Source organism: Arthrobacter rhamnosi (genome assembly GCF_054510855.1).
In genome coordinates, this window is the sequence record NZ_JBTNDT010000002.1 from 63105 (window position 1) to 87390 (window position 24286).

26 protein-coding genes and 1 tRNA gene are annotated in these 24286 nt (G+C 64.2%); 15 read left to right on the forward strand and 12 right to left on the reverse strand.

Annotated features, from left to right (window positions below; translation table 11 throughout):
• Nucleotides 1-687 precede the first annotated feature (687 nt).
• Both ACX80I_RS04620 and ACX80I_RS04625 read right to left on the reverse strand, forming a co-directional pair.
• Nucleotides 688-1257 (reverse strand): dihydrofolate reductase family protein, encoded by a 570-nt coding sequence (locus ACX80I_RS04620; RefSeq protein ID WP_459343972.1) that lies wholly within the window; start codon nt 1255-1257, stop codon nt 688-690.
• A gap of 151 nt (nt 1258-1408) precedes the next feature.
• Nucleotides 1409-2341, reverse strand: a complete 933-nt coding sequence (locus tag ACX80I_RS04625; RefSeq protein ID WP_459343973.1) for an NADP-dependent oxidoreductase — start codon at nt 2339-2341, stop codon at nt 1409-1411.
• 103 nt (nt 2342-2444) lie between these two features.
• Here ACX80I_RS04625 and ACX80I_RS04630 point away from each other — a divergent pair, with 103 nt between their 5' ends.
• The gene (locus tag ACX80I_RS04630; RefSeq protein WP_459343974.1) at nt 2445-2939 is read left to right on the forward strand and encodes a MarR family winged helix-turn-helix transcriptional regulator; all 495 of its coding nucleotides are present in this window, start codon (nt 2445-2447) and stop codon (nt 2937-2939) included.
• 181 nt (nt 2940-3120) lie between these two features.
• Nucleotides 3121-3915: a DUF2382 domain-containing protein gene (locus ACX80I_RS04635; RefSeq protein WP_459343975.1), complete on the forward strand. Its 795-nt coding sequence runs from the start codon at nt 3121-3123 to the stop codon at nt 3913-3915.
• A 215-nt stretch (nt 3916-4130) separates the two neighbouring features.
• Here ACX80I_RS04635 and ACX80I_RS04640 read toward each other — a convergent pair whose 3' ends face one another.
• Nucleotides 4131-4712, reverse strand: a complete 582-nt coding sequence (locus ACX80I_RS04640) for a TetR/AcrR family transcriptional regulator (RefSeq protein ID WP_459343976.1) — start codon at nt 4710-4712, stop codon at nt 4131-4133.
• A gap of 61 nt (nt 4713-4773) precedes the next feature.
• On the opposite strand from ACX80I_RS04640, the gene ACX80I_RS04645 reads away from it, so the two are divergent.
• Entirely contained in the window at nt 4774-5652 is an 879-nt protein-coding gene (locus tag ACX80I_RS04645; protein ID WP_459343977.1) for an oxidoreductase, read from the forward strand.
• A 178-nt stretch (nt 5653-5830) separates the two neighbouring features.
• Here the strand turns inward: ACX80I_RS04645 and ACX80I_RS04650 are convergent, their stop codons facing one another.
• A complete protein-coding gene (locus ACX80I_RS04650) occupies nt 5831-6295 on the reverse strand; it encodes an SRPBCC family protein (RefSeq protein ID WP_459343978.1) in 465 nt (154 codons plus the stop codon).
• 316 nt (nt 6296-6611) lie between these two features.
• Between ACX80I_RS04650 and ACX80I_RS04655 the strand changes: the two genes are divergently transcribed.
• Nucleotides 6612-7490: a universal stress protein gene (locus ACX80I_RS04655; protein ID WP_459343979.1), complete on the forward strand. Its 879-nt coding sequence runs from the start codon at nt 6612-6614 to the stop codon at nt 7488-7490.
• A gap of 641 nt (nt 7491-8131) precedes the next feature.
• On the opposite strand, the gene ACX80I_RS04660 is transcribed toward ACX80I_RS04655, so the two are convergent.
• A complete protein-coding gene (locus tag ACX80I_RS04660) occupies nt 8132-8563 on the reverse strand; it encodes an SRPBCC domain-containing protein (RefSeq protein ID WP_459343980.1) in 432 nt (143 codons plus the stop codon).
• Nucleotides 8564-9189: 626 nt separating this feature from the next.
• A complete protein-coding gene (locus ACX80I_RS04665; RefSeq protein ID WP_459343981.1) occupies nt 9190-9615 on the reverse strand; it encodes an ester cyclase in 426 nt (141 codons plus the stop codon).
• Between the two features lie 304 nt (nt 9616-9919).
• Here ACX80I_RS04665 and ACX80I_RS04670 point away from each other — a divergent pair, with 304 nt between their 5' ends.
• On the forward strand, nt 9920-10099 hold the full coding sequence (locus tag ACX80I_RS04670) for a VOC family protein (RefSeq protein ID WP_459344325.1): 180 nt from the start codon (nt 9920-9922) through the stop codon (nt 10097-10099).
• Nucleotides 10100-10167: 68 nt separating this feature from the next.
• Here the strand turns inward: ACX80I_RS04670 and aztA are convergent, their stop codons facing one another.
• Nucleotides 10168-10935: a zinc ABC transporter ATP-binding protein AztA gene (gene aztA, locus ACX80I_RS04675; RefSeq protein ID WP_459343982.1), complete on the reverse strand. Its 768-nt coding sequence runs from the start codon at nt 10933-10935 to the stop codon at nt 10168-10170.
• 152 nt (nt 10936-11087) lie between these two features.
• Between aztA and aztB the strand changes: the two genes are divergently transcribed.
• The 5 genes from aztB to ACX80I_RS04700 all read left to right on the forward strand — a co-directional run bounded on the left by aztB (nt 11088) and on the right by ACX80I_RS04700 (nt 17132).
• The gene (gene aztB, locus ACX80I_RS04680) at nt 11088-12023 is read left to right on the forward strand and encodes a zinc ABC transporter permease AztB (RefSeq protein ID WP_459343983.1); all 936 of its coding nucleotides are present in this window, start codon (nt 11088-11090) and stop codon (nt 12021-12023) included.
• Nucleotides 12010-13287: an ABC transporter gene (locus ACX80I_RS04685; RefSeq protein ID WP_459343984.1), complete on the forward strand. Its 1278-nt coding sequence runs from the start codon at nt 12010-12012 to the stop codon at nt 13285-13287. Before aztB ends, ACX80I_RS04685 begins: the two co-directional genes overlap by 14 nt.
• The gene (gene aztC / locus ACX80I_RS04690) at nt 13284-14201 is read left to right on the forward strand and encodes a zinc ABC transporter substrate-binding protein AztC (protein ID WP_459343985.1); all 918 of its coding nucleotides are present in this window, start codon (nt 13284-13286) and stop codon (nt 14199-14201) included. Before ACX80I_RS04685 ends, aztC begins: the two co-directional genes overlap by 4 nt.
• A 25-nt stretch (nt 14202-14226) precedes the next feature.
• Nucleotides 14227-15483, forward strand: coding sequence for a zinc metallochaperone AztD (gene aztD, locus ACX80I_RS04695; protein ID WP_459343986.1), 1257 nt, complete (start codon nt 14227-14229; stop codon nt 15481-15483).
• Between the two features lie 758 nt (nt 15484-16241).
• A complete protein-coding gene (locus ACX80I_RS04700; RefSeq protein ID WP_459343987.1) occupies nt 16242-17132 on the forward strand; it encodes a S1 family peptidase in 891 nt (296 codons plus the stop codon).
• 156 nt (nt 17133-17288) lie between these two features.
• Here ACX80I_RS04700 and ACX80I_RS04705 read toward each other — a convergent pair.
• A tRNA-Met gene (locus tag ACX80I_RS04705) sits at nt 17289-17362 on the reverse strand.
• A gap of 223 nt (nt 17363-17585) precedes the next feature.
• On the opposite strand from ACX80I_RS04705, the gene ACX80I_RS04710 reads away from it, so the two are divergent.
• Nucleotides 17586-17879, forward strand: a complete 294-nt coding sequence (locus tag ACX80I_RS04710; RefSeq protein WP_459343988.1) for a DUF4287 domain-containing protein — start codon at nt 17586-17588, stop codon at nt 17877-17879.
• 171 nt (nt 17880-18050) lie between these two features.
• Here the strand turns inward: ACX80I_RS04710 and ACX80I_RS04715 are convergent, their stop codons facing one another.
• Complete coding sequence (locus ACX80I_RS04715; RefSeq protein ID WP_459343989.1) at nt 18051-19088, reverse strand: ANTAR domain-containing protein; 1038 nt, start codon at nt 19086-19088, stop codon at nt 18051-18053.
• Nucleotides 19089-19277: 189 nt separating this feature from the next.
• On the opposite strand from ACX80I_RS04715, the gene ACX80I_RS04720 reads away from it, so the two are divergent.
• Complete coding sequence (locus tag ACX80I_RS04720) at nt 19278-19628, forward strand: histone-like nucleoid-structuring protein Lsr2 (RefSeq protein WP_459343990.1); 351 nt, start codon at nt 19278-19280, stop codon at nt 19626-19628.
• Nucleotides 19629-19698: 70 nt separating this feature from the next.
• Here the strand turns inward: ACX80I_RS04720 and ACX80I_RS04725 are convergent, their stop codons facing one another.
• A complete protein-coding gene (locus tag ACX80I_RS04725; protein WP_459343991.1) occupies nt 19699-20016 on the reverse strand; it encodes a type 2 periplasmic-binding domain-containing protein in 318 nt (105 codons plus the stop codon).
• Between the two features lie 64 nt (nt 20017-20080).
• On the opposite strand from ACX80I_RS04725, the gene ACX80I_RS04730 reads away from it, so the two are divergent.
• The 3 genes from ACX80I_RS04730 (at nt 20081) to ACX80I_RS04740 (ending at nt 22106) form a co-directional block, all read left to right on the forward strand.
• Nucleotides 20081-20485 carry a VOC family protein gene (locus tag ACX80I_RS04730; protein WP_459343992.1) on the forward strand — a complete coding sequence of 135 codons (405 nt, stop codon included), beginning with the start codon at nt 20081-20083 and terminating at the stop codon, nt 20483-20485.
• On the forward strand, nt 20482-20778 hold the full coding sequence (locus ACX80I_RS04735) for a winged helix-turn-helix transcriptional regulator (protein ID WP_459343993.1): 297 nt from the start codon (nt 20482-20484) through the stop codon (nt 20776-20778). The genes ACX80I_RS04730 and ACX80I_RS04735 overlap by 4 nt, the downstream gene beginning before the upstream one ends.
• Nucleotides 20779-20873: 95 nt before the next feature.
• Nucleotides 20874-22106, forward strand: coding sequence for a saccharopine dehydrogenase family protein (locus ACX80I_RS04740; protein WP_459343994.1), 1233 nt, complete (start codon nt 20874-20876; stop codon nt 22104-22106).
• 57 nt (nt 22107-22163) lie between these two features.
• On the opposite strand, the gene ACX80I_RS04745 is transcribed toward ACX80I_RS04740, so the two are convergent.
• Both ACX80I_RS04745 and ACX80I_RS04750 read right to left on the reverse strand, forming a co-directional pair.
• Nucleotides 22164-22439 (reverse strand): hypothetical protein, encoded by a 276-nt coding sequence (locus tag ACX80I_RS04745; RefSeq protein ID WP_087075677.1) that lies wholly within the window; start codon nt 22437-22439, stop codon nt 22164-22166.
• A 225-nt stretch (nt 22440-22664) separates the two neighbouring features.
• Nucleotides 22665-24065 carry an acetamidase/formamidase family protein gene (locus tag ACX80I_RS04750; RefSeq protein WP_459343995.1) on the reverse strand — a complete coding sequence of 467 codons (1401 nt, stop codon included), beginning with the start codon at nt 24063-24065 and terminating at the stop codon, nt 22665-22667.
• Between the last annotated feature and the right edge of the window lie 221 nt (nt 24066-24286).

Genomic DNA, 24286 nt, shown 5'->3' on the forward strand with positions numbered 1-24286 from the left:
TGCCGTGTTGCCTGCTTACCTGCTGGCGGCGTCCTCGAGGTGCAGGTATCCGGTCGGTTGCCCGTCCTGCGTGAGGATGTACCGGGACATCCAATGGAGCGGGACTCGTTCGCGGGCAGTACAAGTGACACATAGATTTCGGCATTGAGTATCGCTACAGGATTCAAGCCTGCGCAGCCACTTCTGCCAGGCCAAACCACGATGTAGCAAATACGGTCGTATTGGCGACTGTGTTTTGGGCAGAACTACCTGTCAAAAGACCGCGCACCGCCCGAACGCGCTTCGGGCGGTGCATGGCTTCGCATGAAGGATGCTTGATCTTCAGGCCTTGTGCTGATGCCTGCCGGAGCTCTGCTTGTCCGTGAGCCGTTCAGCATCGCGTGGTGATCCGGTGGAAGGGATGTTGAGGACCTCGCACCGGATCACTGAGCGAGTCAGCCGGCGATGAAGTTGAGGATGAGGCGGATGGACAGGGCGAGCACCGCGAGGAGGCCCACTACGCCGAGGAGGTTTTGCCCCAGCCGGAGAATGACAAAAACCCCTCCACAGAAGGCTGATCACGCGGCCACATTCATCGACGGTCCCGCTCGCTCACCGATCGTCATCCGCACTGGGCAAGACAACCAGGCACACCCTCATGCAGCGCGATGCCCAGCGCGGGCCGCCCGAACCGCCCGAACAATTGCCTCACCCTGTTTCGGGTGTGGGCCGGTATCGCAGGGCTACTGCCCCCGATTGGAACTGGTGGCTGTTCACGAACTCGAGCTGGACGTGTTCGCGCAGACCGGCGAGTAACGTCGGCCCGTGTCCGGCAAGAACCGGCTGCACCAGGAATTCGTACTCGTCGATCAGTCCCAGATCGGCCAACGCGAGGGGGAGCGTCACGCCACCGACCCACAGGCTCTTGCCTGGCTCCTGCTTGAGCCGCTGAACCGCTGGCCCCAGGTCACCTCCCACGAGCTCGGCATTCCAATCGACCCCGCTCAGCGTGCTCGACACGACGTGCTTTTTCGCCCCATCGATGGCCTCGGCGAACGGAATCTCCAACTCACCCATCCACGCGGGCCACGCGCCCGTGGCCGGCCGCCGCCACGCCGACTCCATCATCTCGTACGTCACCCGACCGAATAACAGGGCATCGGCTCGCTTCATCTCCGCGGTCCAGTAACGCATCGACTCCTCATTGGGAGGGAGCCCCGCCTCGTGGTGACAGCAGCCATCGAGCGTGACGTTGATCGAGTATCGGAGTTGTCTCATCTGGTTGCCCTCCCTTACTACGCGCAGCGCGTGTTCACCGGACAGTATTCACACAATCGTCGACGATCAATGGTCGCCATATGCGTTGGCCTGCCGGAGTGGAGTGGGTCGGTAGGCCTTCTTCTCTGGTGATTTTGGTGCTTGTGGTGGTTCAGGCCGGGGTGATGATGACTTTCCCGGTGATGCGGCCGGCGCCGGCTTCGGTGTGGAGGGCGGGCAGTTCCGGGAGTGTGATCCTGCGGGTCACCTCGACGGTGAGCGCGCCGTCGTCGACGAGGGCTACCAGCTGCGCAAGGCGGCCCTGGTTGCGCAGGACGAACACCGTCTTTGCCTGGACACCTCGGGTGTCGTCGCCAGGGGTGGCCATGAACGCTGTGGTGCTCACCACCACGCCGCCGTCGAGCACGGCGGCGACGTACGCGGCGAATTGTGCCGGATCGATCGGAGCGAGGTTCAGCAGCACGTCGACCTGCCCCTCCAGGGCGGCGAGCAGGTCAGTGTCCGTGTGGTCGATGATCTGGTCCGCGCCGGCAGCGCGGACGGCCTCGATGCTGCGCGGGCTGGCCGTCGCGACCACCTGCACGCCTGCCCGCTTCGCGAGCTGGATGGCGTACTTGCCTACGACGCCACCGGCACCGACTATCAGCACGCGCTGACCCGCCTGAAGTCCGCCCTCGTCGAACAATGCCTGCCACGCCGTCAAAGCCACCGACGGCAACGCCGCAGCATCGGTCAGCGGAATACTCGTCGGAGCTGCGACAACGGCATCCGCGGGCGCTACGACATACTCGGCCGCTCCGCCGTCGCGTTCCATCGGCAGGAAGGCGATCACCGGGTCGCCGATCGTGAACCCGTCGACGCTCTCGCCGACCGCGTCGATGGTACCCGAGACGTCGTACCCGGGTACGTGGGGCAGCTCGATCGGGATCGGCAGGAAACCAGCCCGCATGCCGTCGTCCGCCGCGCTGTACGCCGACGCCGCAACACGCAACCGCACCTCCCCCGCAGCCGGAACAGGCTGCTCGATCTCGAGGTACCGGAGGACCTCGGGTCCGCCGACTTCCTGGAACTGGATTGCCTTCATGGTCTTACCCTTCGACTGGTGATTCGACTAGTGCTTCGAGTTCGAAGCAGGTGAGAGGAGCGTACACCACTTCGACTTCGAAGCAACCCCTTATGATCGAGTGATGACTGAACAGCCAGCTGCCCTGACGCCGACGCAACTGAGCGCGTACTTCGCCCTCACGGAAGTCAGCAGCCTGCTGCGCCCCGCAGTCGAGAAGCAGCTCCGCGACGTCGGCGCCCTGAGCTACGTCCAGTTCCAGCTCCTGGCACGCCTGGGCGACGCCGCCGACGGCCACCTGCGCATGACCGACCTCGCCGATGGGGTGGTCTACAGCCGCAGCGGTCTGACCTATCAGGCCCAATCGCTCGAGGAACGTGGTCTGATCACCCGTTCTCCCTCACCCGACGATGAACGCAGCACCATGGTGACCATCACCGATGCCGGCAGGGACGTCCTCCAGGCGGTATTCCCCGGGCACATCGGCGCCGTCCGCGACCTCCTCTTCGCTCCTCTCAGCGACGACGACGCCGGCGATCTCGCGCGCATCCTCGGCCGCGTCAGCGCACACCTTCGAGCGGCCCCACCCCGCTCAGCCACCCGACGCCGAAAGGCATAGCTCCCTTGGAAGTAGGGCGGAGACATAACCAGGAGCAGCACAGCTGGCGTGCGTCGGAAACCTAAAGCCGACGCGACCTGACAGTAAGCCTGCTTGCTATCAGGTGTCGTTCGTGCCTAGGGTGAAGAGAAGCCCTCAGTGGCTTGGATAGTGAACGCCCGGCAACAGCGAAGGAGAGATCATGATCAGCAATGACAACCTCGACCAGCTCACCACGGGTAAGGGAACGGTTTACACCACCGACGGTGAGAAGCTCGGCTCCATCGGCGAACTCTACGTCGACGACACCACCGGTCAGCCCAGCTGGGTGACCGTGAACACCGGATTGTTCGGCACCAAGGAGACGTTCGTACCCCTTCAGGACGCCTCCATCGACGGTAACGACCTCCGCGTGCCGTACGACAAGGCCCTGGTGAAGGCAGCACCCTCCGTGGAGCGCGACGGCCACCTCAGTCCCACAGAGGAGGAAGAGCTGTACCGGCACTACAGCGTCCACGGCACCGCCACGGACACGGAGACGACCGGTCAGGCGACGACCGGCACAACTGCCGGTACTGCCGGCACTCGTGATGCTGTCGGTCATGACACCTCGGGCCCGACCACGGACGAGGCCATGACGCGGTCGAAGGAAGAACTGCGCGTCGGCACCGAGAAGCGTGAGGTCGGACGGGCGCGTCTGCGCAAGCATGTCGTGACGGAGAACGTGAGCACCACGGTTCCCGTCAGCCACGAGGAGGTCCGGGTGGAACGCGAACCCATCACGGACGCGAACCGCGACAACGCCTACGACGGTCCCGCGATCAGCGAGGAGGAACACGAAGTGGTCCTCACCGCAGAACGACCCGTCGTCGAGAAGGAAGCCGTCCCGGTCGAGCGTGTCCGCCTCGACAAGGAGACCGTCACCGAACAGCACACCGTCAACGAACAGGTCCGTGAGGAACGCATCGACACGGACACCGATGGAACCACCCGCTAACCGATTGGAACCTGGGGAGCGAACGCCCCAGCGTTAGCAGGAAGAGTAGAAGTAGCAGGCGCCCTGGACGGGGGCGCCTGCTACTTTTGCATCACGGCTCATATCCGCCCCGAGTGCACGAGGGCATGAGGGTGGCCGGTTTCGCCGACCCAGGGAATCGTAGAAGTGCTGCGTCGGCACCTTCTGTTCCCTGTCTGGCAGAGCGGCGGTGAGCGTCATTGATTCCGCTGGTTCAGCTGCTCCTGGATCGCAGGGAGCAGCACGGTCACAGCGGTGTCTATTACTTCGTCCACTTGATCTGGTGCGAGGCGGCCAGTGTGGGCCAGTGAGCTGATTCCCTCTAGCGTGCCGGCGAGGAGGAACGGGAGTGGGCCTGGCCTGCCACGGCCAGTCTCGCCGAGCATTTCGGCTCCCTGGATGAAGAATCTGCTGGCCGCCCGCGCTGCGGGCGAGTCTGCCGACCGCGGAGTGCCCGCGAACATCAGCTCCATCAGCGGCCCGTTTTCGAGGGCGAACCGAACATGAGCGTGCGCGTAGTCACTCAGCCGCTCCCGGAAATCCTCATGGTACTGCGCTGTACTGAGGGCAGTGGTGAGTTCATTGAACCCTTCGGCTGCAATGACGTCCAAGAGCGCATCCCGGTCTCTGAAATGGCGTAACGGTGCGCTGTGGCTGACCCCGGCCCGCTTGGCGAGCCCCCGTATCGTGATTGCTTGAGGCCCCTCCTCCATCAGCAGCTGCCGACCCTCAGCGATGAGGACCTCGCGGAGCGAACCATGGTGATAGGGAGTAGGCACCTCTCGAGCCTACCTAATGTAGACATTGACAACAATGTATACGGCGCCTACATTTGCGGTCATGACGAACCTACCTTCCGCCGGCGACCTGGCTGGCCGCACCATTCTCATCACTGGAGCGACGAGCGGCATCGGCAAGGCCACCGCGGTCGCAGTCGCTGCCCGAGGTGCCCGCGTAGTTCTTGCCGTCCGCAACACGGACAAGGGCCGCAGAGTAGCGGCGCATCTGCCCGGGGCAGCAGGCTTTCATGTCGTGCGGGAACTTGATCTGGCACATCTGGACTCGGTGCGCCGATTCGCTGACGAGTCGACGGAGCAGATCGATGTGCTGGTCAATAACGCCGGAGTGTCCGAGTCGGCGCTGCACCGCACGAGGGACGGGTTCGAAAGCCAGTTCGGCACCAACCACCTTGGACACTTCCTTTTGACAACTCTTCTTCTGCCCCAGATCACCTCGCGCGTGGTGACCGTGTCCTCGCAAGCGGAGCGGATGGGTCGCTTGAATCTGGAGGACCTCAACTGGCACAGCCGCGCGTACGCCGGTGGTCGCGCCTACGCGGACTCGAAGCTGGCGAACCTGATGTTCACCCTCGAGCTCGCGCGCCGTCTGTCGGAAGCAGGCTCGCCCGTCCGAGCTATCGCAGCGCACCCCGGGCTTGTGGTGACTCCGATCTACGACAGGCCCACCGGAGAGAAGCCAGGGCTGTGGGACCTTCTGCTCCCGGTCCTCGGCCAGAGCCCCGACCAGGGAGCCCTCCCGGTGCTCTACGCAATCACGGAGGACCTGCCGAGCGGCACGTTCACCGGACCGGAACACATGTTCCACATGCGCGGTGGTGCCCAGGTCATCAACAGCTCCGCTGCCGCGAAAGACACCACTCGCCTGGCCGACCTGTGGACGGCGTCCGAGAAATTGACCTGCATCGCGACCACACGGTGACTATGAATGCTCCCAGCGCCGGCACTGCTCCCGCCCGTATCCGCGTGTTGTTTCGAACCCCTACCGCGGAGGGACGTGCACTTCGGCATCCCCGTCGCGACCGCGTGCAAGGATGACGGCGGCCGGCCCCTGAAGAGTCGGGAACCGGCCGTCGTCGTACTACTCGTAGTGGGCGGGCTCAGGCTTCTGACACCTGCGCTGCAAGATTGGCCAGCGTCGACTCCAGGGCGTCCTGGGACACTTCGGGGAAACTCAGCTTCTTCAGGGTCTCCTTGTCGGTGACGCCGGACCAGTCGTACGTGACGGACACCTCGGTTGAACCGGGACCGGCCGTCTCGAACCGCCACACCCATTCCCAACCGGGAGGCTCCTCCCCCGCGGGCGCGGTCTTCCAGGCGATCAGCTTGTTCTCGTCATAACCCACTACGTGGTTGTCCGTCTGGTAGTCGCCGCCCATCTTGTCCCAGTTCTGGTTCATGGTGAACGTCTGGCCGACGCCGGTGATGCGGTCGGACTTGCTGTCCGACTGCACCATCCCGGAACCATCCAGGGCCGCGTGGTGGGCCGGGTTGGAAAGGAAGGTGAAGATGGCGTCGGCCGGTGCATCGATCGTGCGGCTGGCGGAAATGCTTGTGTCGTTCATCGAGCGTTCTCCTTCGGGTTATGGGCGACGGGTTTTACTTCGCGTCGTCCGGCGAAGATTCGTCAGGGACCGAGCCCGTACCCGACTCTAGGTCCTTGCCGTGTCGCGGGTGTACTGTTTCGCGCCCTGCCGTTGGTCCTGCCGGAAGCGGGCCTGTTCCACTCGACCCTGAACCCCGCCGATCACCGAGGCGTGGAAGGCTGGCCTGCTGGGATGTGAACAAGCAGGGTGCACACTGGGGGTACCTGGCTGTTATCGGACGCGGCACGTGAAATCTCACATGGGCACTGCAGCTACCCGGCATAGGAGTACCAGCATGAACACCACCAGCACCCCCGCAAAACCCATCATCGTAGGATACGACGGTTCGGAGGGATCCCAGCTGGCAGTGCGCTGGGCAGCCCGGCACGCATCAGTGACCGGACACCCCCTGATCGTCGTTCACTGCTCGGTGTGGCCGCTGCTCACGAACAACCTGGGCCCCGTAACAGGCGTCAAGGACAGCGGACTGCAACACCAGGCGGAAACAACTGCCACCGAAGGTCTCGAGCTCGCCCTCACCACAGCACCTGACATCGAAGCCAGCAAACGCCTTCTCACCGGCTTCCCTGCAGAGACTCTGACCAGGCTTTCGGCAGACGCATCCCTGTTGGTCACCGGCACCCGCGGGCTCGGTGGTTTCGCAGGCCTCCTCGTAGGATCCGTCAGCCTGCACCTGGCGGCCAGCGCCTCCTGCGCCATCATGGTCGTCCGCAATGACCAGCCCACCCACGAGATCATCCTCGCCGCCGTGGATGGATCACCTGAAAGCGACCGCGCGGTCCTGGCAGCCGCACGCCTGGCTGCAACGCTTCACCAGCCCCTTCATCTCCTGCACGCACTCCCCCACCGACGACACATGCTCGACAGAGTCATCGAACCGGCAGTCCAGGACACTGACGACGCTGCCGCCTCGGCCGAGCGTGACCCCGTCATCCAACAGGCACTGAATCTGCTTCCAGCTGACACCGGCCTCACCATCGCCGACGCAACCATCACGGCCGTATCGGTACCAGGGGCGATCATCGATCATGCCCGTACCACGTCCTACGTCGTCCTCGGCGCCAAAGGCCGCAACACCATCGGTGCCCGCCTCGGATCCACCGTCCACGCCGTCCTTCACCACTCCCCAACAAACGTCCTCATCGTCCGCTGACACCTACCACCCCCAGTACCTGACCTACGCACGAGGATCTCGAGGACGTAAAGCTCGGGAACGATGGGCCCCCCCCAGAGTCGGGTAGATCCCACCGCACATCGATCAAGCCGGACCCTCACACACCGTTCATCGGACAGTCCCCGAGTAGACCTGAGAAGCCCCTTTTGAGGGCTGGCACTAGGGGCGGGGCCTTATGGGATGGGTGTGGCGGTACTTTGCGATGTGAAGAGAGAGTTTTCGTTCTGTCTCCTGGCGACGCTCACCCTGGCGCCACAGCCCAGTGCTTATGGGAACAATTCTTCCCTGACCGGGACCGTCCGGGCCGGTGCGCTCCTGTCGCGTCGCTGCTGATGCTGATGGAGGGTTAGTTGAACCGCGGAGGTGCGTTGCACTCATCATGATTCCTCTGGTTCAGAACACCGAGAAGCGGTGGCCTGTCTGCCCTCATACTCGCTGACATGACCGTCCTCGGCTAGGGTCTTCAGCCGTGACATCGTGAATGAAGCCAAGGGCGGACGCGCCGCCGACCGGATCCAGAGCTCTAACAGCGAAAGGGCCTCTCAACCCCTGCTCGGCCAAGATGCGGATATCCCAACCATCAAGCTTCTTGCAGACCGGTCCCTGCCCGGGACTATCGTTCATACCCTTTCGGCGATTGTCTTCACGCTCGCAACGAGAGCGTCCCACATGCCTTTCGCGTGCTGCGCTTCATCGGGGCTTGCGTTGTTGTCCTGCGATAGCGTCAGCTGCGTCATGCCTGTCGTGCCTTCCAGGGTCCACGTGAGCGTGTGGTAGTTCTCGGGCTTATCCTCCTGGCGGCTCAGCGGGCTGTAGTGGGTCATCACCAGCCGCCGTCCGGGTGCACACGCGAGAATCGTGCCTTTGTCCTCATATGGCGCGCCTTCCCACACGCCGCGCCAGAGGATCGGGCCTCCAACCTTCCACTCGGTGGCAACGTTCGTGCCGAACATGAACTCCTTGATAGCCTCAGGATCGGTCAACACCGCCCACACGCGGCTTGTCGACGCCTCGATCAAGACCGTCGACGTGGCGACATATCCTTCACTCATCCGTTTTCCCTCCTCCCGGTGATCAGCTTGCAATCGCAACACCTTCCACGAGGCTACGCCCCGAAAAAATGCACAGTGGAGACGCCCGTATCCGCACCCACCACTGGTGTGGTCAGCGTGACGCTGTCCTCATGCGGTTGGGGTGGCGCCCCGGAGACGACAAAGGTTGCCTGTAGCACTAAAGGAGCTGTCAGGTGTGGCGGCGTACCGTGGGCAGTGTCATTTCGCAGAGAGCGCTGAATTTCCCTTTTGACGGTCGCGTCCCGGGTTTTCCGAGCGTTGCTGGTTCTGCACGTTCGCACAGATCGGGGCTCTGATGAGCAACCCATCCCTGTCTTTCGCTGCATCCATCCACTCCCATGGGGCATCGGGACCAATCCTTCAGCTCATCGCGGCCAAGGAGTGGCATGGGGGAGAAAGTCGCATCTCCAAGCCCTCAACACTCGCGGCCCACTGCCCTCCAACAATCCGTCCGACCGAGGGTCTCGCCAACTGCCCGCTGGAGAAGCCCCGGCTGAGGAACTGCCGCGTTCAGGGAGGTAGGCGGTGAGGTGCAGGCCAGGGGTGGAGTTGTTGGAGAAGACATCGTCAACACCCCGAGGAGAGGGATCCAGTACATCGTCTCCCTATGGAGGAGGCTCCAAGCGGGCATTCAAACTCATTGCAGCGCCAAGAAGGTCTGCGGCGCCCCACCATTCAACCGCCGCCCCGTCCCTGAACCGAACAAGGTGCATGGCGGTAAGGGCTACCGGCCTGCCGGTACCGGGTAGACCGAGGAACTCCCCTGTGTGCGTTCCGGTCCACAGCACCCGGCCGGCGATCTTGTCGCCTTCAACCACTGTGTCAGAGATGGTTCCCGTCATATCGGGAAAGGCAGCATGCATGCTGTGCATCCAGAAAATGAAGCCCTCACGCCCTTCGGGCTGACCGGGCACGGGCATGTGGTCGACCACATCAGCAGAGATCAAACCCTCCAGCGCAACGGCATCACCAGCGCCGACCGCAGAGATGAACCCTTCATATACTCCTCGCAAGCCTGAACCGTCTGGCATTGCGGCTCCTCATACTCTGCCCCGGGCTGCTTACCGGCCACCTCTTGCCAGTGTGAGGCGGTGACTATGGGTAGGCAAGTGTCCGCTTCCTCTCATCGAAGGATCCTTTAATGAGAGGAAGCTCGCGGCTGCAGCCGCACACACGAGGAAACCAACGCAGCCCGTATCCCACGCTGACGAGCCCGCGGGTGAGAGCGTGCCTGATGATGTCGATTGGCTCGTTCTCACTGATGGACAGGGCAACCGCAGGCTCGCTTTTCAGCAGGTTGATCATTTGAAGCGGACCACATGACCCTTGCCTGATGTGCCGATGCAGATGCACCTCGATCTGACCGTTCCCGACCGGGAAACACTCGCGTATCACCATTCCCAGGCGCTGGCATTGGGGGCAGAGCTCCGCGTCGATCGTACGGATGACCCGAACGAGCCGTTATACGTCTACGCCGATCCGGCCGGTCATCCGTTCTGCATCTTCGTAGCCTGAAGCGACCATGACGTCCGCTCGTCCGTCGAAGGATCCTTCGGCGCGGCGCGGTGCGGCGCAATCGGCTTTCATCTACCGCCGCTTACCCCCTCTGCATCACCATCGCAATTGTCGTTGTTCGTCAGCGCCCAAGAGCAATGACTCTTGGCCTCGTCTGTTCGGGCTGTGCATGAAGCAACAGAGATACCGGACATGCGGGATGTATCGGGCGTGCTGGGGTCAGGTGGGATGCGGCCAGCGTCGAGGGTGATGATGTGGTCGGCTGCGGCGACGGTTGTGTCGTCGTGTGACACGCAGACAACGGTTGCTCCTCGTGCCTGCTCCGCGATCAGAACGTCTGCCACGAGGGCCCGAGTGGTGGCATCCAGGCCGGTGGTGGGCTCATCGAGAAGGACGATGTCCGCGCGCTGCGCTAGTCCTTGAGCCAGGAAGGCACGTTGTCGCTGCCCTCCCGAGAGGGCATCAAGGGGCCGGCTCTGGTGACCGGCCAAACCGACGAGGTCGATGCACTCGTCGATGATGCGGCGATCCTCGGCGTGTAGGCGTCGAAGCATACCCGCTGTGGACCAGCGACCCATGGTCACGACGTCGCGAACGGTGAGCGGCATCCGGTCGGACACCTCGCTGCGCTGGACGACAAGAGCCCTGCGCGCGTTCCTGGGCGTCGATACCGCTCCACGGCGGGGTGCCAGCACCCCGGCCAGCACTGCCAGCAGCGTGGATTTCCCCGCCCCGTTAGGTCCGGCGATGACTGTGACGGCACCAGGTTGGATCGACACACTGACGCCGCACAGGACATCGACTCCATCGTGATCGAACCATACGTCCGTCAGCACCAGAGGCTCACTCCTACCTTCGCCCGAGTTGGATAGGGGCAGGCTGGATCTGCCGGAATGCTGCTGAGGCGGGAAGGAGACGCATCGAGCCGATAACATCCCTCGAAACTATCACGTTGAGAACGATACTCATTTAAGTTTAGGGTTGCCCGGTGCACCTGTTCCTGGATCCCTTCTCCACCGACTTCATGCTGCGAGCCCTCGTCGGCGGCTCGCTGTGTGCCGCTATCTGCGCCGTCGTCGGGACCTGGGTCGTGATCCGTGGGATGGCTTTCCTCGGGGAGGCGATGGCGCACGGCATGCTGCCCGGCGTCGCCCTCGCGACGCTTGCCGGCGTGCCCGTCATTGTGGGGGCAGCCTTCAGTGCCGTGCTGATGAGTCTCGGCGTCAGTTTCCTCGCTCGGCGGGGCCGCCTCTCCCATGACACGAGCATCGGTCTGTTCTTCGTCGGCATGCTCGCCGCGGGGGTCATCATCATCTCCCACTCCCGCAGCTTCGCCACGGACGCCACCGCCATCCTCTTCGGTGACGTCCTTTCCGTCGGGTCAGGTGAAGTCCAGCTCCTTGTGGGCGCACTGATCCTTGAGGTGCTGATCGCCGCGGGTTTCCACCGTTCCTTCGTCGCCCTCGCCTTCGACCGCCGCGTCGCTCATGTCATGGGCCTGCGGCCACGCCTGGCCCAGGTGCTGCTTGTGGGCCTGGTGACCCTGGCCGTCGTAGCGTCCTATCAGGCGGTCGGTGCGCTGCTGGTCATCGGGCTGCTCCTGGCGCCCGCTGTTGCCGCCGCGGCATGGACCACCCGTATCCCGACGACCATGGGCCTCGCGACCCTCATCGGCGCCTTCTCGGTTCTCCTCGGGCTCCTGACCTCCTGGCACTACGGGACCGCGGCCGGCGCATCGATCGCCCTCGCCGCCATCACCTGCGCCGCCGTGTCGAACATCATCCGCGGCATGACCCGCCGCCGCACCACCTCAGCCAACAGATCCACTGTCAGCTCGTCCGACAGCCCCCTGGAGACCCTCCATCGTTCCGCCGGTCCGGAACCGGCACATCCACCACAGAAAGCCCTTCGTGCGAACGCCTAAAACCCTTCTGCTCTCCCTCCCCCTGCTTACCCTGACCCTCGCTTCCTGCTCCACGGCCAATCCGTCCGAGCCCGCCGCGGACACGCCGAGCGGCTCTTTCACCGCTTCCAGCTCTGCTCCGGCCGAGATCGGCGACGGTCACGGAAGACTCGAGGGCTCCACGGAAGTCGCCGAACCCCAGCTCCACCTGATGACCCTGGACATCGACGGACACATCGACCTCCTCAACCTGGCCGACGAGACGACCACCACTGTCGGCGACGTCCCGGACGTCAGTGCCACCTCGACCGACGGGAGGTACCTCTTCGCGTCCTCTGCGACCACGGGCACCATGACGATCGTCGACAGCGGCATGTGGACCTGGGACCACGAGGACCACTTCCACTACTACAGCGGAGAACCCAGAATCATCGGCGCCGTCGAGGGCGAAGGCGAAGCCGTCGTCTCCTCCGGCTCCTCTGCCACGGCCGTCTACTTCCCGGACAGCGGCAAAGGCACCGTGCTGGACAACGACGCCCTCGCGAAGGGAGAGCTCGATGTCCGCGCTGAGCTGTCCGTCGAGCCTCACCCCGGGATGCTCGTCCCCCTCTCGGACCTCACTCTCCTGACCCGACCCGGCACCGAGGGAACGACGACGGCTTCGGTGCAGGCGTACGGCAGGGGCGGGGAACCGATCGACGGTGCGACCGCGGACTGCGTGGATGCCCGCGGCACGATCACCACATCCGTTGGCGCCGTGATCGGGTGCGATGACGGCGCCCTGCTCGCAACGCTCGACGGCGACACGGTCGTGTACGAGCGCATCCCCTACCCTGCAGCGGCGGACGCCCCGAAGGCTACGGAGTTCCGGGCCCGGGAGGGCCGCCCTACAGTCGCCGCCGTCGCGGGCGAGCAGGGCGCGTGGTTGCTGGACACCCGGGAACGCACCTGGCAGTTCATCCCGTCAGAGGTCCCGCTGCTCCAGGTTTCCGCGGTGGATGACCGGGAAGGACACGTCGTCGCCCTCGGTGCCGACGGCCGTGTGCTTGTCATGTCGGCCGAAACCGGCGGAACGATCACCGCCACCGAACCGCTCCTGCCGCAAACCCTCGCCGACCCCGGACTCCTGGCCGGGGTCGAGCTGACCCTCGACCAGCAACGGGCCTACCTCAACGCCCCTGCCGAGCAGACCCTGGTCGAGATCGACTTCGCCGACAATGCCCGGATCGCCCGCACCTTCGACACCGACACCATCCCCGCGCATCTGGCGGAGGTCGGTCGATGACCCGAACACGACGGCACGTCGCTTCGGCTCTGGCCGCGATGGCACTCATCAGTGCCCCCGGTTGCGCTGCAGCCGGGGGCGACGGACCGCTCATCGTCGTCACCACCAATATCCTCGGCGACGTCGTCGAGAACGTCGTCGGGGACGAGGCCGAGGTCCGCGTCCTCATGCAACCCGATGCCGACCCGCACTCCTTCGAGGTCTCCGCACAGGACGGCGCCATGATGCGCGAAGCCGACCTGATCGTCAGCAACGGCCTCGGCCTCGAGGAGGGACTTCAGCAGCACATCGACAGCGCCCAGTCAGAGGGTGTTCCCCTTCTCGTCGCCGGCGAGATCATCGAACCCCTCGCCTACACGGAAGGCGAATCCGAAGGCGCACTGGACCCGCACTTCTGGACCGACCCGGCACTGATGGCCGACGTCGTCGACGCTCTGCAGGAGCAGGTCTCAGGGATGGACGGTATCGACCCTGACGCCATCGAAGCCTCATCCTCCACCTTTGAGTCAGAGCTCACCGAGCTCGATGCGGCCATGACCGACGCCTTCGCGACGATCCCGGCGGACCGGCGGAACCTCGTCACCAACCACCATGTCTTCGGTTACCTCGCCGATCGATACGATTTCCGGATCATCGGAGCCGTCATCCCGGGCGGTACCACCCTCGCCTCCCCCAGCGCCTCAGACCTCCGCGACCTCGTCGCAGCCATCGAGGAGGCGCAGGTGACCACGATTTTCGCCGAGTCCTCCCAACCCGACCGGCTCGTCCAGGTCCTCGCCGACGGCGCGAACATCGACGTCGACGTCGTCGAACTGTTCACCGAATCCCTCACAGACCCCGGTGAAGGTGCAGACACGTACCTCACCATGATGCGCACCAACGCCGAACGCATCGCCACCGGGCTCTCGCCCTGAGACCCCGAACGAAGAAAAGGAAATCATGACAGCAAATCTGCCCACGAAACGCAGGCGCCACCTCGCTCTCGCGGCGACCGTGGCCACCTCCACCCTGCTGGTAACGGCGTGTGGCTCCGCTCCGGAGCCGGCGTCGAACGCCACAGCTGCACCGGAAACGACCACCTCGGCCGCAGCAGCTGCGTCCCCCACCCCCCGCGTCGCCCTCACCTACGACGGCGGCGTCATGGTCCTCGACGGCACCACGATGGAACTCGAGGGCGACATGCCCATCGACGGCTTCACGCGCCTGAACCCCGCGGGCGACGGACGCCACGCCCTCGTCACCGTCCCGGAGGGCTTCCAGGTCCTCGACCTCGGCACGTGGACGGATTCCTCGGGGTCCCACCAGGCGGCACCGAAGCTCACCAACCTCAGGTTCGAGGCCGACACGGCGGGCCACGTGGTGCAGCACGGCGACAAGACCATCCTCTATGCGGACGGCACGAGCGACACCACCATCTACACCACCGACGACCTCCTCGAGGACCCGGACAGCCTCCCGGTCACCGAGGTCATCGAAGGCGAGGAAGCCCACCACGGTGTCTCGATCGTCCTCGAGGACGGCACCTTCCTCACCACAGTCGGGAACTCCGAGAGCCGCTCCGGCATCAAGGTCCTCGACGCCGACGGCAACGAGGTCGCCACGAACGACCAGTGCCCCTCCGTCCACGGCGAGGGCACGGCCATGAACGAGGTTGTCGTGTTCGGCTGCAGCGACGGCGCACTCGTCTACGACAACGGCGAGATCACCAAGATCGACGCCCCGGACGAATTCGGCCGCATGGGCAACGCGTACGTCAGCGAAACCAGCCCCATCATCGCCGGCGACTACAAGGACGATCCCGACCTCGAGGGCTACCTCCTGCACCAGCTCACGCTCATCGACACCGAGACCAGAACCATGGAGGTCATCGACCTCCCGGATGGCGTCGAGTACACCTTCCGCGACGTGGCCCGCGGACCGGACGACGAGATCCTCATCATCGCTTCGGACGGGGCCCTGCACAGCATCGACCCCGAGACCGGCGAGATCACCGACTCCACCCCCGTGATCGATGCCTGGGAAGGCCCCGCCGAGTGGCAGGATCCCCACCCCGCCATCAAGGTCGTCGGAGGCACCGCGTACATCACCGACCCCGCGGCGAGGAAGCTCCACGCCGTCGACATCGCCACCGGCGAGATCACGTCCTCGGACGAACTCCCTGGCGTACCCAACGAGATCGCCGCGATCGAAGGCTGAACCTCGCACGACTGATGGTGGAGCTGGCACCTTGGGGATGCCAGCTCCACCATCAGTCAGGCAAGACCCCTAGCAGCCTTGGGCCTGCGGCTCACGGCCAACCGCTTCGCCCAAAACAACAGTGCCCCTCATCCTCGGGGTGGCATCCGTTCCCTTGGGCATGCCCGGGATCTTCTGCCTCGGTTCCCTGCTCCTCCTGGGATCCGCCTGCGCCATCGACAGAACCACCGGAACCGGCGATGGGAGGAAACTCTGATGCGGCGAGTGAAACCGTACGCTCATCTCTACCCGATCAGTTCTTCCTACCGGGTAGGGCGGAAGAACTGGATGGAATTGCAGCCCCGAGATCCTGTCACAGTCCAGGACGGGAAGAACTTTTCATAGGAAGCCGTCGTCGACGTTCTAGCCGAGGACTGCACAGTTGTTTGGGTACTCCCGCTGGGACGAGGTGATCGTCGCGCTTTCCACTGCAGCGACAACGTCGACATCGTTCTTAAGCCTCGTGGATCAAGGAACCGCGAACCAGGGCGGACCAAACGCAATCGATGAGAAGTTAGGGTCCAGGTTCAAGGTCAGAGCCACACCATCGTGCACGGAAGACTACGCTCTCGAGCGCTTGTAGCAGCCCCGAAAACGAGAGCCGACGGCCCGCCATGCCAGACGGTCGTCCAGCCTCGTTCTCACTCATTGACCCACCTCTCGACTGGGTTTACGGTGATCGCATCCAGACACCGTCGTCCTTGCTACCGGGAGGCATCATGCGCAAGACGTTCGTGCTGTTACTCGCTCTTTGTGCGGTTGTTTTCGGGCCCGCGGCCCCTGCCTCCGCCATCACCGGCAATTACGTCGAGGACAACGAGCATCCCTTCGTTGGCCTCATCGTGTTCTATGACGAGAGCGGTGAGTTCACTCATCGCTGTTCGGGATCACTGTTGACCCCGACCGTATTCCTGACCGCCGGGCACTGCACCGACGAAGACACCGGCGCCGTCACCGCACGCGTGTACTTCCAGCAGGACGCCGGCGTGAACTACGATCCGGCGAACGAGCTCGACCCAGTGAGCGGCTACCCGGAGTTCTGCGCCGAGGGCACCCTCGGTGAGCTGTGCGCCACCTCCGATGAGCTTTACGACTACGGCTTCGAGGACTTCGCCGGGTTCCCGAACACGCACGACGTCGGCATCGTGATTCTGGACCAGCCGATCGAACTCGAGGAGTACGGCGCACTTGCCGTTGCCGGTTCGCTCGACCACCTGGCAACGCAGCGCGGTCGCCAGGACATCACGTTCACGGCGAGTGGCTATGGCCTCAGCTACAGCAGCCCTGTGGAGGTCGTCTCGTTTCGCGAGCGGCTCATGGCCCAGTCGAAGCTGACCAACTTGAACAGCGCGCTTACGGGCGGATTCAACCTGCAGACCACCGGCAATGGACAAGGCAGGGGTGGCACCTGCTCGGGTGACTCCGGCGGCCCCGTCTTCTACGGCGGCTTCGAGTCCAACGTCATCGTTGCCGTCACGTCGTTCGGTCTGAACGCCTACTGCAGGGGCACTGACTTCGCGTACCGCACCGACCAGACCGAGGTGATTGCCTGGATCAAATCGGTCGTGGGCGAAGACGAGTTCTCGCAAATTCAGTTCGTGGAGCTGTGAGGCGTAGTCCCACCTCACCGACGACCATAGGGACGGCCGGCAAGCTGTATGGAGGGCGGCCTAGCGCTCACTAGATGCCACCTATCCGTGCAGCAGACCCCGGCTTAATGAAGTTCGGGCACCTACTCACCACGATCGTGAGTAGGTGCCCTCTTGTTGCGGGGACAGGATTTGAACCTGTGACCTCTGGGTTATGAGCCCAGCGAGCTACCGAACTGCTCCACCCCGCGGCGCATGGACGACATTACGCACCGCAGGGTAGATACGCCAATCGGGGGCACCCCAGGACCTGGAGTGTTCTGAACCGCATCACCCATCTCCCCCCGGCCGGACCCGGTTTCTGCCCGCACGAGGGTCAATCGCGAGTAATCCTCACGAGGGCTGGCGTAGCTAGCTATACGCTAGCGAGCTCCCAGGGGATGCGGCACACTGGCCGGAAGAGAGGAGACATCCATGTCGTTCCAGGCCTACCTCGATGCGGTCGAGAAGAAGACGGGGCTTACCCCGCGCCAGTTGATCGAGATCGCCCATCAGCGCGGTATCGGTCCTGAGACCAAGGCAGGACCCATTCTGACCTGGCTGTCGGAAGAATACGGCCTTGGGCGAGGGCACGGTATGGCCATGGTGCACGTCATCAGGAAGGGCGACAGCATCGGTGGCAGACACGTCGGCACGGGAAGCACCCACAGCGACCCGAAAGACCACCTGTGGCTGGACGGTATCGCCACCAAGCCAGAGGGCTACTGAGCTGCCGAACCACCCGCCGACGGGCACCGAGGTGTCCCCCAACATGGAAAAACCCCTTGGGTGAGGGGCTCTCAACGTGTAATCCAGTCATGAAATGGACTGGATCAGCAGTAGTTCGGAATCGGGCGCCAACGGGACATGCGCGGTCTAGGAAGCCGAAGGTGCCCAGTATCAGTAGTCGAAGTGTGTGTTCACAGGTGCTGGCTGTCCGACGGATGCCAGGATGCTCGCCGCGAGGTCCCGCAGCTTGATGTTCCGGGTCGAGGACGCTGAGCGGAGGATGTCCATAGCCCGTTCATGACTGCACCTGTTCTGCGCCATGATCGCACCGGCAGCCAGGTCAATCATGGTGCGCGAACTCATCGCCGCTTCGAGGTTCCTCGTGGTATCAGTTAACTTCGCGATTCGGACTGCCAGGCGCAGCGACCTCGAAGCGTCCCGGGCGATACGCTCCGCCACCAGAATGCCCTTCTCGTCGAACGCGTCCGGTTCCGTGGAGTAGAAGTCCAGGCCGGCACTTGCGCCTTCATCGAGCCGAACAGGGACCCCCAGCGCCGAACGGACACCGTAGGAGGCAATAGCGTGTCGGTACTCGGGGAACTCGGTCTCTGTGAGGAAATCCCGGATATGGACGGTGTAGTCCTCACGTGCGGCGCGTAAGCAGGGTCCGTCATCGAAGCCGTACTGGACCTCGTCCATCTGGCGTGCCCTCTCGCTGCTGCTCGCAACAGTCACTTTTGAATGGGGGCGAAGGAGGGTGACGCCGCAGAACACCTCACCGTGCGCCCCGGAGAACGCAGCGGCAGCGACTTCGGTCAATCCCGTCAGGAAATCCTTGACGTCCTCACTGTCGAGGACCACATCCTGCAACACGGCAGCAAGCGGTTCCTCCTCGGCTTCCCGGCCTAGCTCTCGTTCATCAGGCATAAACAGGGACCCTACAGCAGACGAGAACCCGGGCAGCTGTCGACGGGCCGACGACGACCGCTCGTCGGAACTCTCGTCTGCGCCGACTTCAGCTGCTCCTCCAATGGACGACGGGAGCCGCCCGCCAACGAGATCCACCCGGATCCCGCCGCCGTCGTCCGGCGCCGAGTGGACGAAATGCGCGAGCGGACAAAGAAATTCCTTCTCCGGGTGCTGCAGCAGTAACCGATGCAGTTGCGGACACAATGTGCATGCATCATCGTGAAGGGCTGGGTTGCTCATCATTCACCGAGAACGTTGGACATCGCCCAATTCGGTGACCCCGGTCCCCGACAGGGATCAAAATAAGAACCCGACGTGAACTACGACCGATATCCGCCGGTGACAGACTGCGCGCTACAGAATTGCGCGGTACAGTCATGCCCTGGGGGTTCATCGGTTCGGTTTGAATAACTCAGGAGTATGAAGAAAATGGCGCAGCGCGTACAGGTGCAGCTTGTTGATGACCTCAACGGTGAAGAAGCCCAGGAAACAGTCCGGTTCGGCATCGATGGCACCGATTACGAAATCGACCTCACCACCGACAACGCCCAGGCGCTGCGCACGGCACTGGCTGAATACGTCGGCAGAGCCCGGAAAGCCAAGACCGACCGCAGGAACCAGGGCGGGCAGCAGGCCTCCTCGAACTCCACGTCATCGAGCCGGGTCAAGCGCGAGAACACCCAGCAGATACGCCAGTGGGCCCAGGACAACGGCCACAACCCCAGCGCACGCGGCAGGATCACCCAGTCGATCATCGACGCCTACAACGAAGCCCACTGAACCCACCCCTCATCGGGTTCACGAAGAGCCGCCCTCTGAGGGTCCGTCGGTGAAATGATCCGCTGCGTTGCTACAGGTAATCTCCGACTCGTTCTCGGGCGATTTCCAGCAGGGTGGAGTGGAATGCGATTTCAGCCGGGGCATAGACCTTGTCTTGTCGTTGGGCCAGTAATACGCGCCGCAGAGGTGCACCGGAACCGAGGCTGATCCGGATTTCGTCGCGTCCGGCAAGCGGGTGCCCGCGGGATACCAAGAGGACGGTGCTTTCCTGAAAGACTTCCATTACGCGGATCGAGTCATCCTGAAAGTGATTCCACGGGTAATCCCACAACAGGGAGCCACGCTTGAGGCCTGCGCTCTGGTCCAGGCCGGACTGTGCTGCCCGCATCTGCCCACCACAGGGCGCAGCACCGGGTCTTGACACGTCACTTGCATTTTGCAAGTATGACCGCATGAGCCTCTTCATCACCTGCCCGGTCGAAAGCGTCGACCGTGCCACCACCTTCTACACCGCCCTCGGCTGGACCCTCAACGCCGAGATGTCCGACCACAATGTGTCGTGTTTCGCGATCGCGCCCGAGCAGTACGTCATGCTCGGCAGCCGCGAGATGTACGCGAGCGTCGGTGGGGCCGAAGAGCTGGTCGGCGGACCCGGCACACCCTCGAAGGTCACGGTCTCGTTCGATCTCGGCAGCCGCGAAGCGGTCGACGAGCTCGTTGAACGCGCAGGCGCCGCGGGTGGGCGGATCGGTGACACCGACGACTACCCCTTCATGTACCAGCGCCAGTTCGACGACCCCGACGGTTACCACTACTCGCCGTTCTGGATGAAGCCGGACACCGATCCGACCGCGTGAGCGACCTCGCCGCAGCCCTCGACATCGTCGGAGCGCGGTGGGCGCTGCTGATCGTGGAGCGGCTGCTCGACGGGCCGCAACGCTACGGCGACCTGCAACGCGACCTCGGAGTGCCGACGAACATGCTCGCCACCCGCCTGCGTGAGCTCGAAGCTGCCGGGGTGCTGTCCCGCCTGCCCCTGCGGCACAACACCAGGGCCTACGCGCTGACCGATCGTGGGCTTGCCCTACGCGAGGCGATCAGCGCGCTTGAACGCTGGGGCCGCGGTGGAGCACCGATGCCTGATGTCTAGACCCTCGGAGCTTTCTGTTGCAGAACCCGACCAAGGACCGTGGAGGTAGGCACTTCTCGGCGTCGGTCCTGCCGCTGCCGTGGAAGACTGCTGGCATGCAGGCCCCAGTGCGCGACCACGACCTCGTCCTCTTCGGTGCAACCGGCTTCGTCGGTGAACTGATCGCCGAATATCTTGCGGACAACGCTCCGCCGGACCTGCGCGTGGGACTCGCCGGGAGGTCGGGGGAGAAGCTCGAGGCCGTACGCTCCAGGCTGCCCGCCGCCGCACACGACTGGGACCTCATCGAGGCCGACTCGGATCAGCCCGACTCGCTCGCTGCGCTGGCCGCGGGTACCAGGGTTCTCTTCACCACGGTGGGTCCCTACGCGAAGTACGGACTGCCCGTCGTCGAGGCGTGTGCCCGCGCCGGCACCCACTACGGGGACCTGACGGGCGAGGTGTCCTTCGTCGGGAAAGCCATCGACCGTTGCGACGCCGCAGCAAGAACCTCCGGTGCACGGATCGTCCATGCCTGCGGCTACGACTCCGTCCCGTCGGACCTCGCGGTGCTCCTGCTCCATCAGGCCGCGGAGGCCGACGGCGCGGGCGGACTGACCGAGGTGCAGCTCCTCGCCCGGGCTAAAGGAGGATTCAGCGGTGGCACCATCGAGTCGATGCGTGGGCAGCTCGACGGCATGCGGTCGGACCCTGTCCTGCGATCGCTCGCAGGCGATCCCTACTCCCTCAGTCCGGAGCGGACGGCGGAGCCCTCGACCCGGCAGCCGTCGGACCTGGGGTGGGTAGGCCGGTCGGAGGACGGCCTGTGGACCGCGCCCTTCATCATGGCGTCAGCGAACACGCGGATCGTGCGCCGCAGCAACGCCCTGCAGGGTTGGGCCTATGGCCGGTCCCTGCGGTACAGCGAGGTAATGGGGATGGGGCGGGGGCCCGCCGGCGCCGTCGTCGCCGGAGCGACGGCGCTCGGCCTACGGGTGTTCGGAGCCGCACTGGCCCTACCCCCCACGAGGAAGCTACTGGACCGCGTCCTTCCGTCGCCCGGTGCCGGCCCGAGCGAGGCCGCGCGGCGCTCGGGCTGGTTCCGTTCCCAGGTGACCGCTTCCACGGAGAGCGGCCGGCGGTACCGGGCCCTCGCAGCCGGGCCGGGCGATCCGGGATATGCCGCCACCGCCGTGATGGCCGGGGAGACTGCGCTCTCCCTGGCCCTCGACGGCGACCGCCTGCCGCCCGCCGCGGGATCGCTGACTCCGGCAACTGCCCTCGGCAACGTCCTGGTGGAGCGGCTGCGCGCGGCAGGCCACACCTACGAGGTCATCTCCCTCACCTGACGCAGGATGCGATGATGCACTGTCCTTCGGACCCGAACGCGCCGGGCGGGCTCGCCGTCAGTGGTGACCGGCTTCTGTGGTGCCGAACATCAGGGTCCGGCGCTGCACGTCGTAGTACACCGTCTCGGCCGAGGAGAGCAGGTCCTGAAGGTTGTCGGCATCATCGGCGTCGATGGTGAGGACCTCCTCCCATGCCCCCTGGTCAAGGACCAACTGCAGGGTCCACGAGCCAGGCTGGCCCGGCTCTCCCGCCACCCAGCTGAACTGGTAATGGCTGAGCTGCCGGACCTTGATGCTGTCATCGGTGATGGGCTGATTCAGGTTCTGTGCCATGGCGCTGTCTTCCTCCTTGTACAGCCCGCCGCTGGCGGGCTTTTGGACTGGATGGAGCAGGAACCGGGACACCCGTCGGCTTCATACGATGATCAGACGGGCCCGATGACCTCAACCTAGTTCCGCCTCCAGCCCCGGTAAACGTCCTCGTGACATTTGCAGATCCTTGACGGATCAATGACGGTGCCGCTTACCCACCCCGGTGGCCCTGTCGAAATCCCTCTTCTATGCGAAGTCGGCTTTGTTGATGAGTCCGTGAACGCCGACTGTCCTGTCGACTACCTGGGATACCGCGAAGTCCGCTGCTGCGGACAGATAAGCGTACGCGACGGCGCGGTCCATCCCCCGATCGTTCTGAAGGAAGTCCAGAGCGTTGATGATGGCTCGTCGCATGGCCACGTTCAAATCTCCGCTGACTCCTCCTCCTGCGAGCCCATCGGGGTCCGACAACCCGATCGGGATCCAAGCGTCCTTCGTTTCACCGAAGGGATACGTGTAGGCAACGGAAGGGGCGTCTCCGGAACCGGGCTTGCACACGGTGAGCCGGAAGGTACCTCGCAGCGACCCTTCCATCGCTGTCAAAGCAACCTCACCATCCCCCATTCCCATGTGCGGGTCCCCGACATAGAACAGGGCACCGTCTGCTTTGACCGGCAGGTAGAACGTCGACCCAGGACCGAGATGGCGGATGTCGATGTTCCCGCCACCGAGGGTAGGGGGCACGGAATTAGCTTCTGGTGATGTCAGTCCGCCGGACTCGGCGAATGCCACGCCCATCATTCCCAGGAAGGGACGCAACGCGAACCTGACTTTCATGTCGCCACTGCTCATCACTGCCTTACCGTCTTCGATGGCCGTGAACACCGACACGTTTCCGTAGTCCGAGGGGATACCCGATGCCCTGTTGTCGGTAGCAACGGGAGGCATCACTTCCTCCAGGGTGATCCCTGCCGGCGGCTTGACCTCCGGCTGCACGGCAAGGCCGCCTTTCCCGTGTCTGCTGGACACCACCCCGTACGGCACCCTCGGGACGGCTTCGAGAGTCTCGATCTTCAGCACGTCCCCTGGTTCCGCCCCCTCGACCGCTACCGGTCCGGTCACGATGTGCGGGCCGTCGGCGTCGAAGTTCCTGGACGTCCTGCTGTACTCGGCCGCGATACTTACAGCGTCCTGCAGGACGCTACTTTCTGGCACACCCAGTCCACCGAAGTACTCGAGCGGGTTCCGCCCCTGGTCCTCCAGAATCCCTTCGTGGGACAACGCATCGATCGTGACGGTTTGTCCCGACCGGACGGACAGCACAGGGGCGGCATGCACGGTGGGCACATACCCCCACAACACCTCCTCAGGAGTCGAGGCCAGATACGCGTCGCCAGGAATGGTGCCGCTGTTGGGTTGGAGGATCTCCCCGAATCCACTCGGTGTGCTACCCGCAGTAGCTGAGGTTCCCCCTGATGCGTTCGCCGCCGACGCGGTCCCTGTGCTCCCTGACGCCACCGGCTGCGTACCGGTGCACCCCGTCGCTGTCGCCAATGTCCCGAACGCGGCGACGACCCCCATGAACCTGCGCCTGCCGAGACCACTGACCAGGGTCTCCGCTGCATCCCGACCGAAACTGTCACTCACGATGATCTCCTCCAGACGTTGGTCAGCCGACTATAGCCAGTGCCGATTTCCTGATGATTTCGTCCAGAAGTCGTCGAGGAACTGAACTGCTGATGAAACTCACATCGGGACGAAGCACTTCGGGCTCCGGGTAGCACCGTGAGGCCTGGTTCGTCGGCTGCACCGCATACCCAGCTCATGGAGAGGCCGCCACCTCGGCTAGGCAGCGACCTCCACATGAG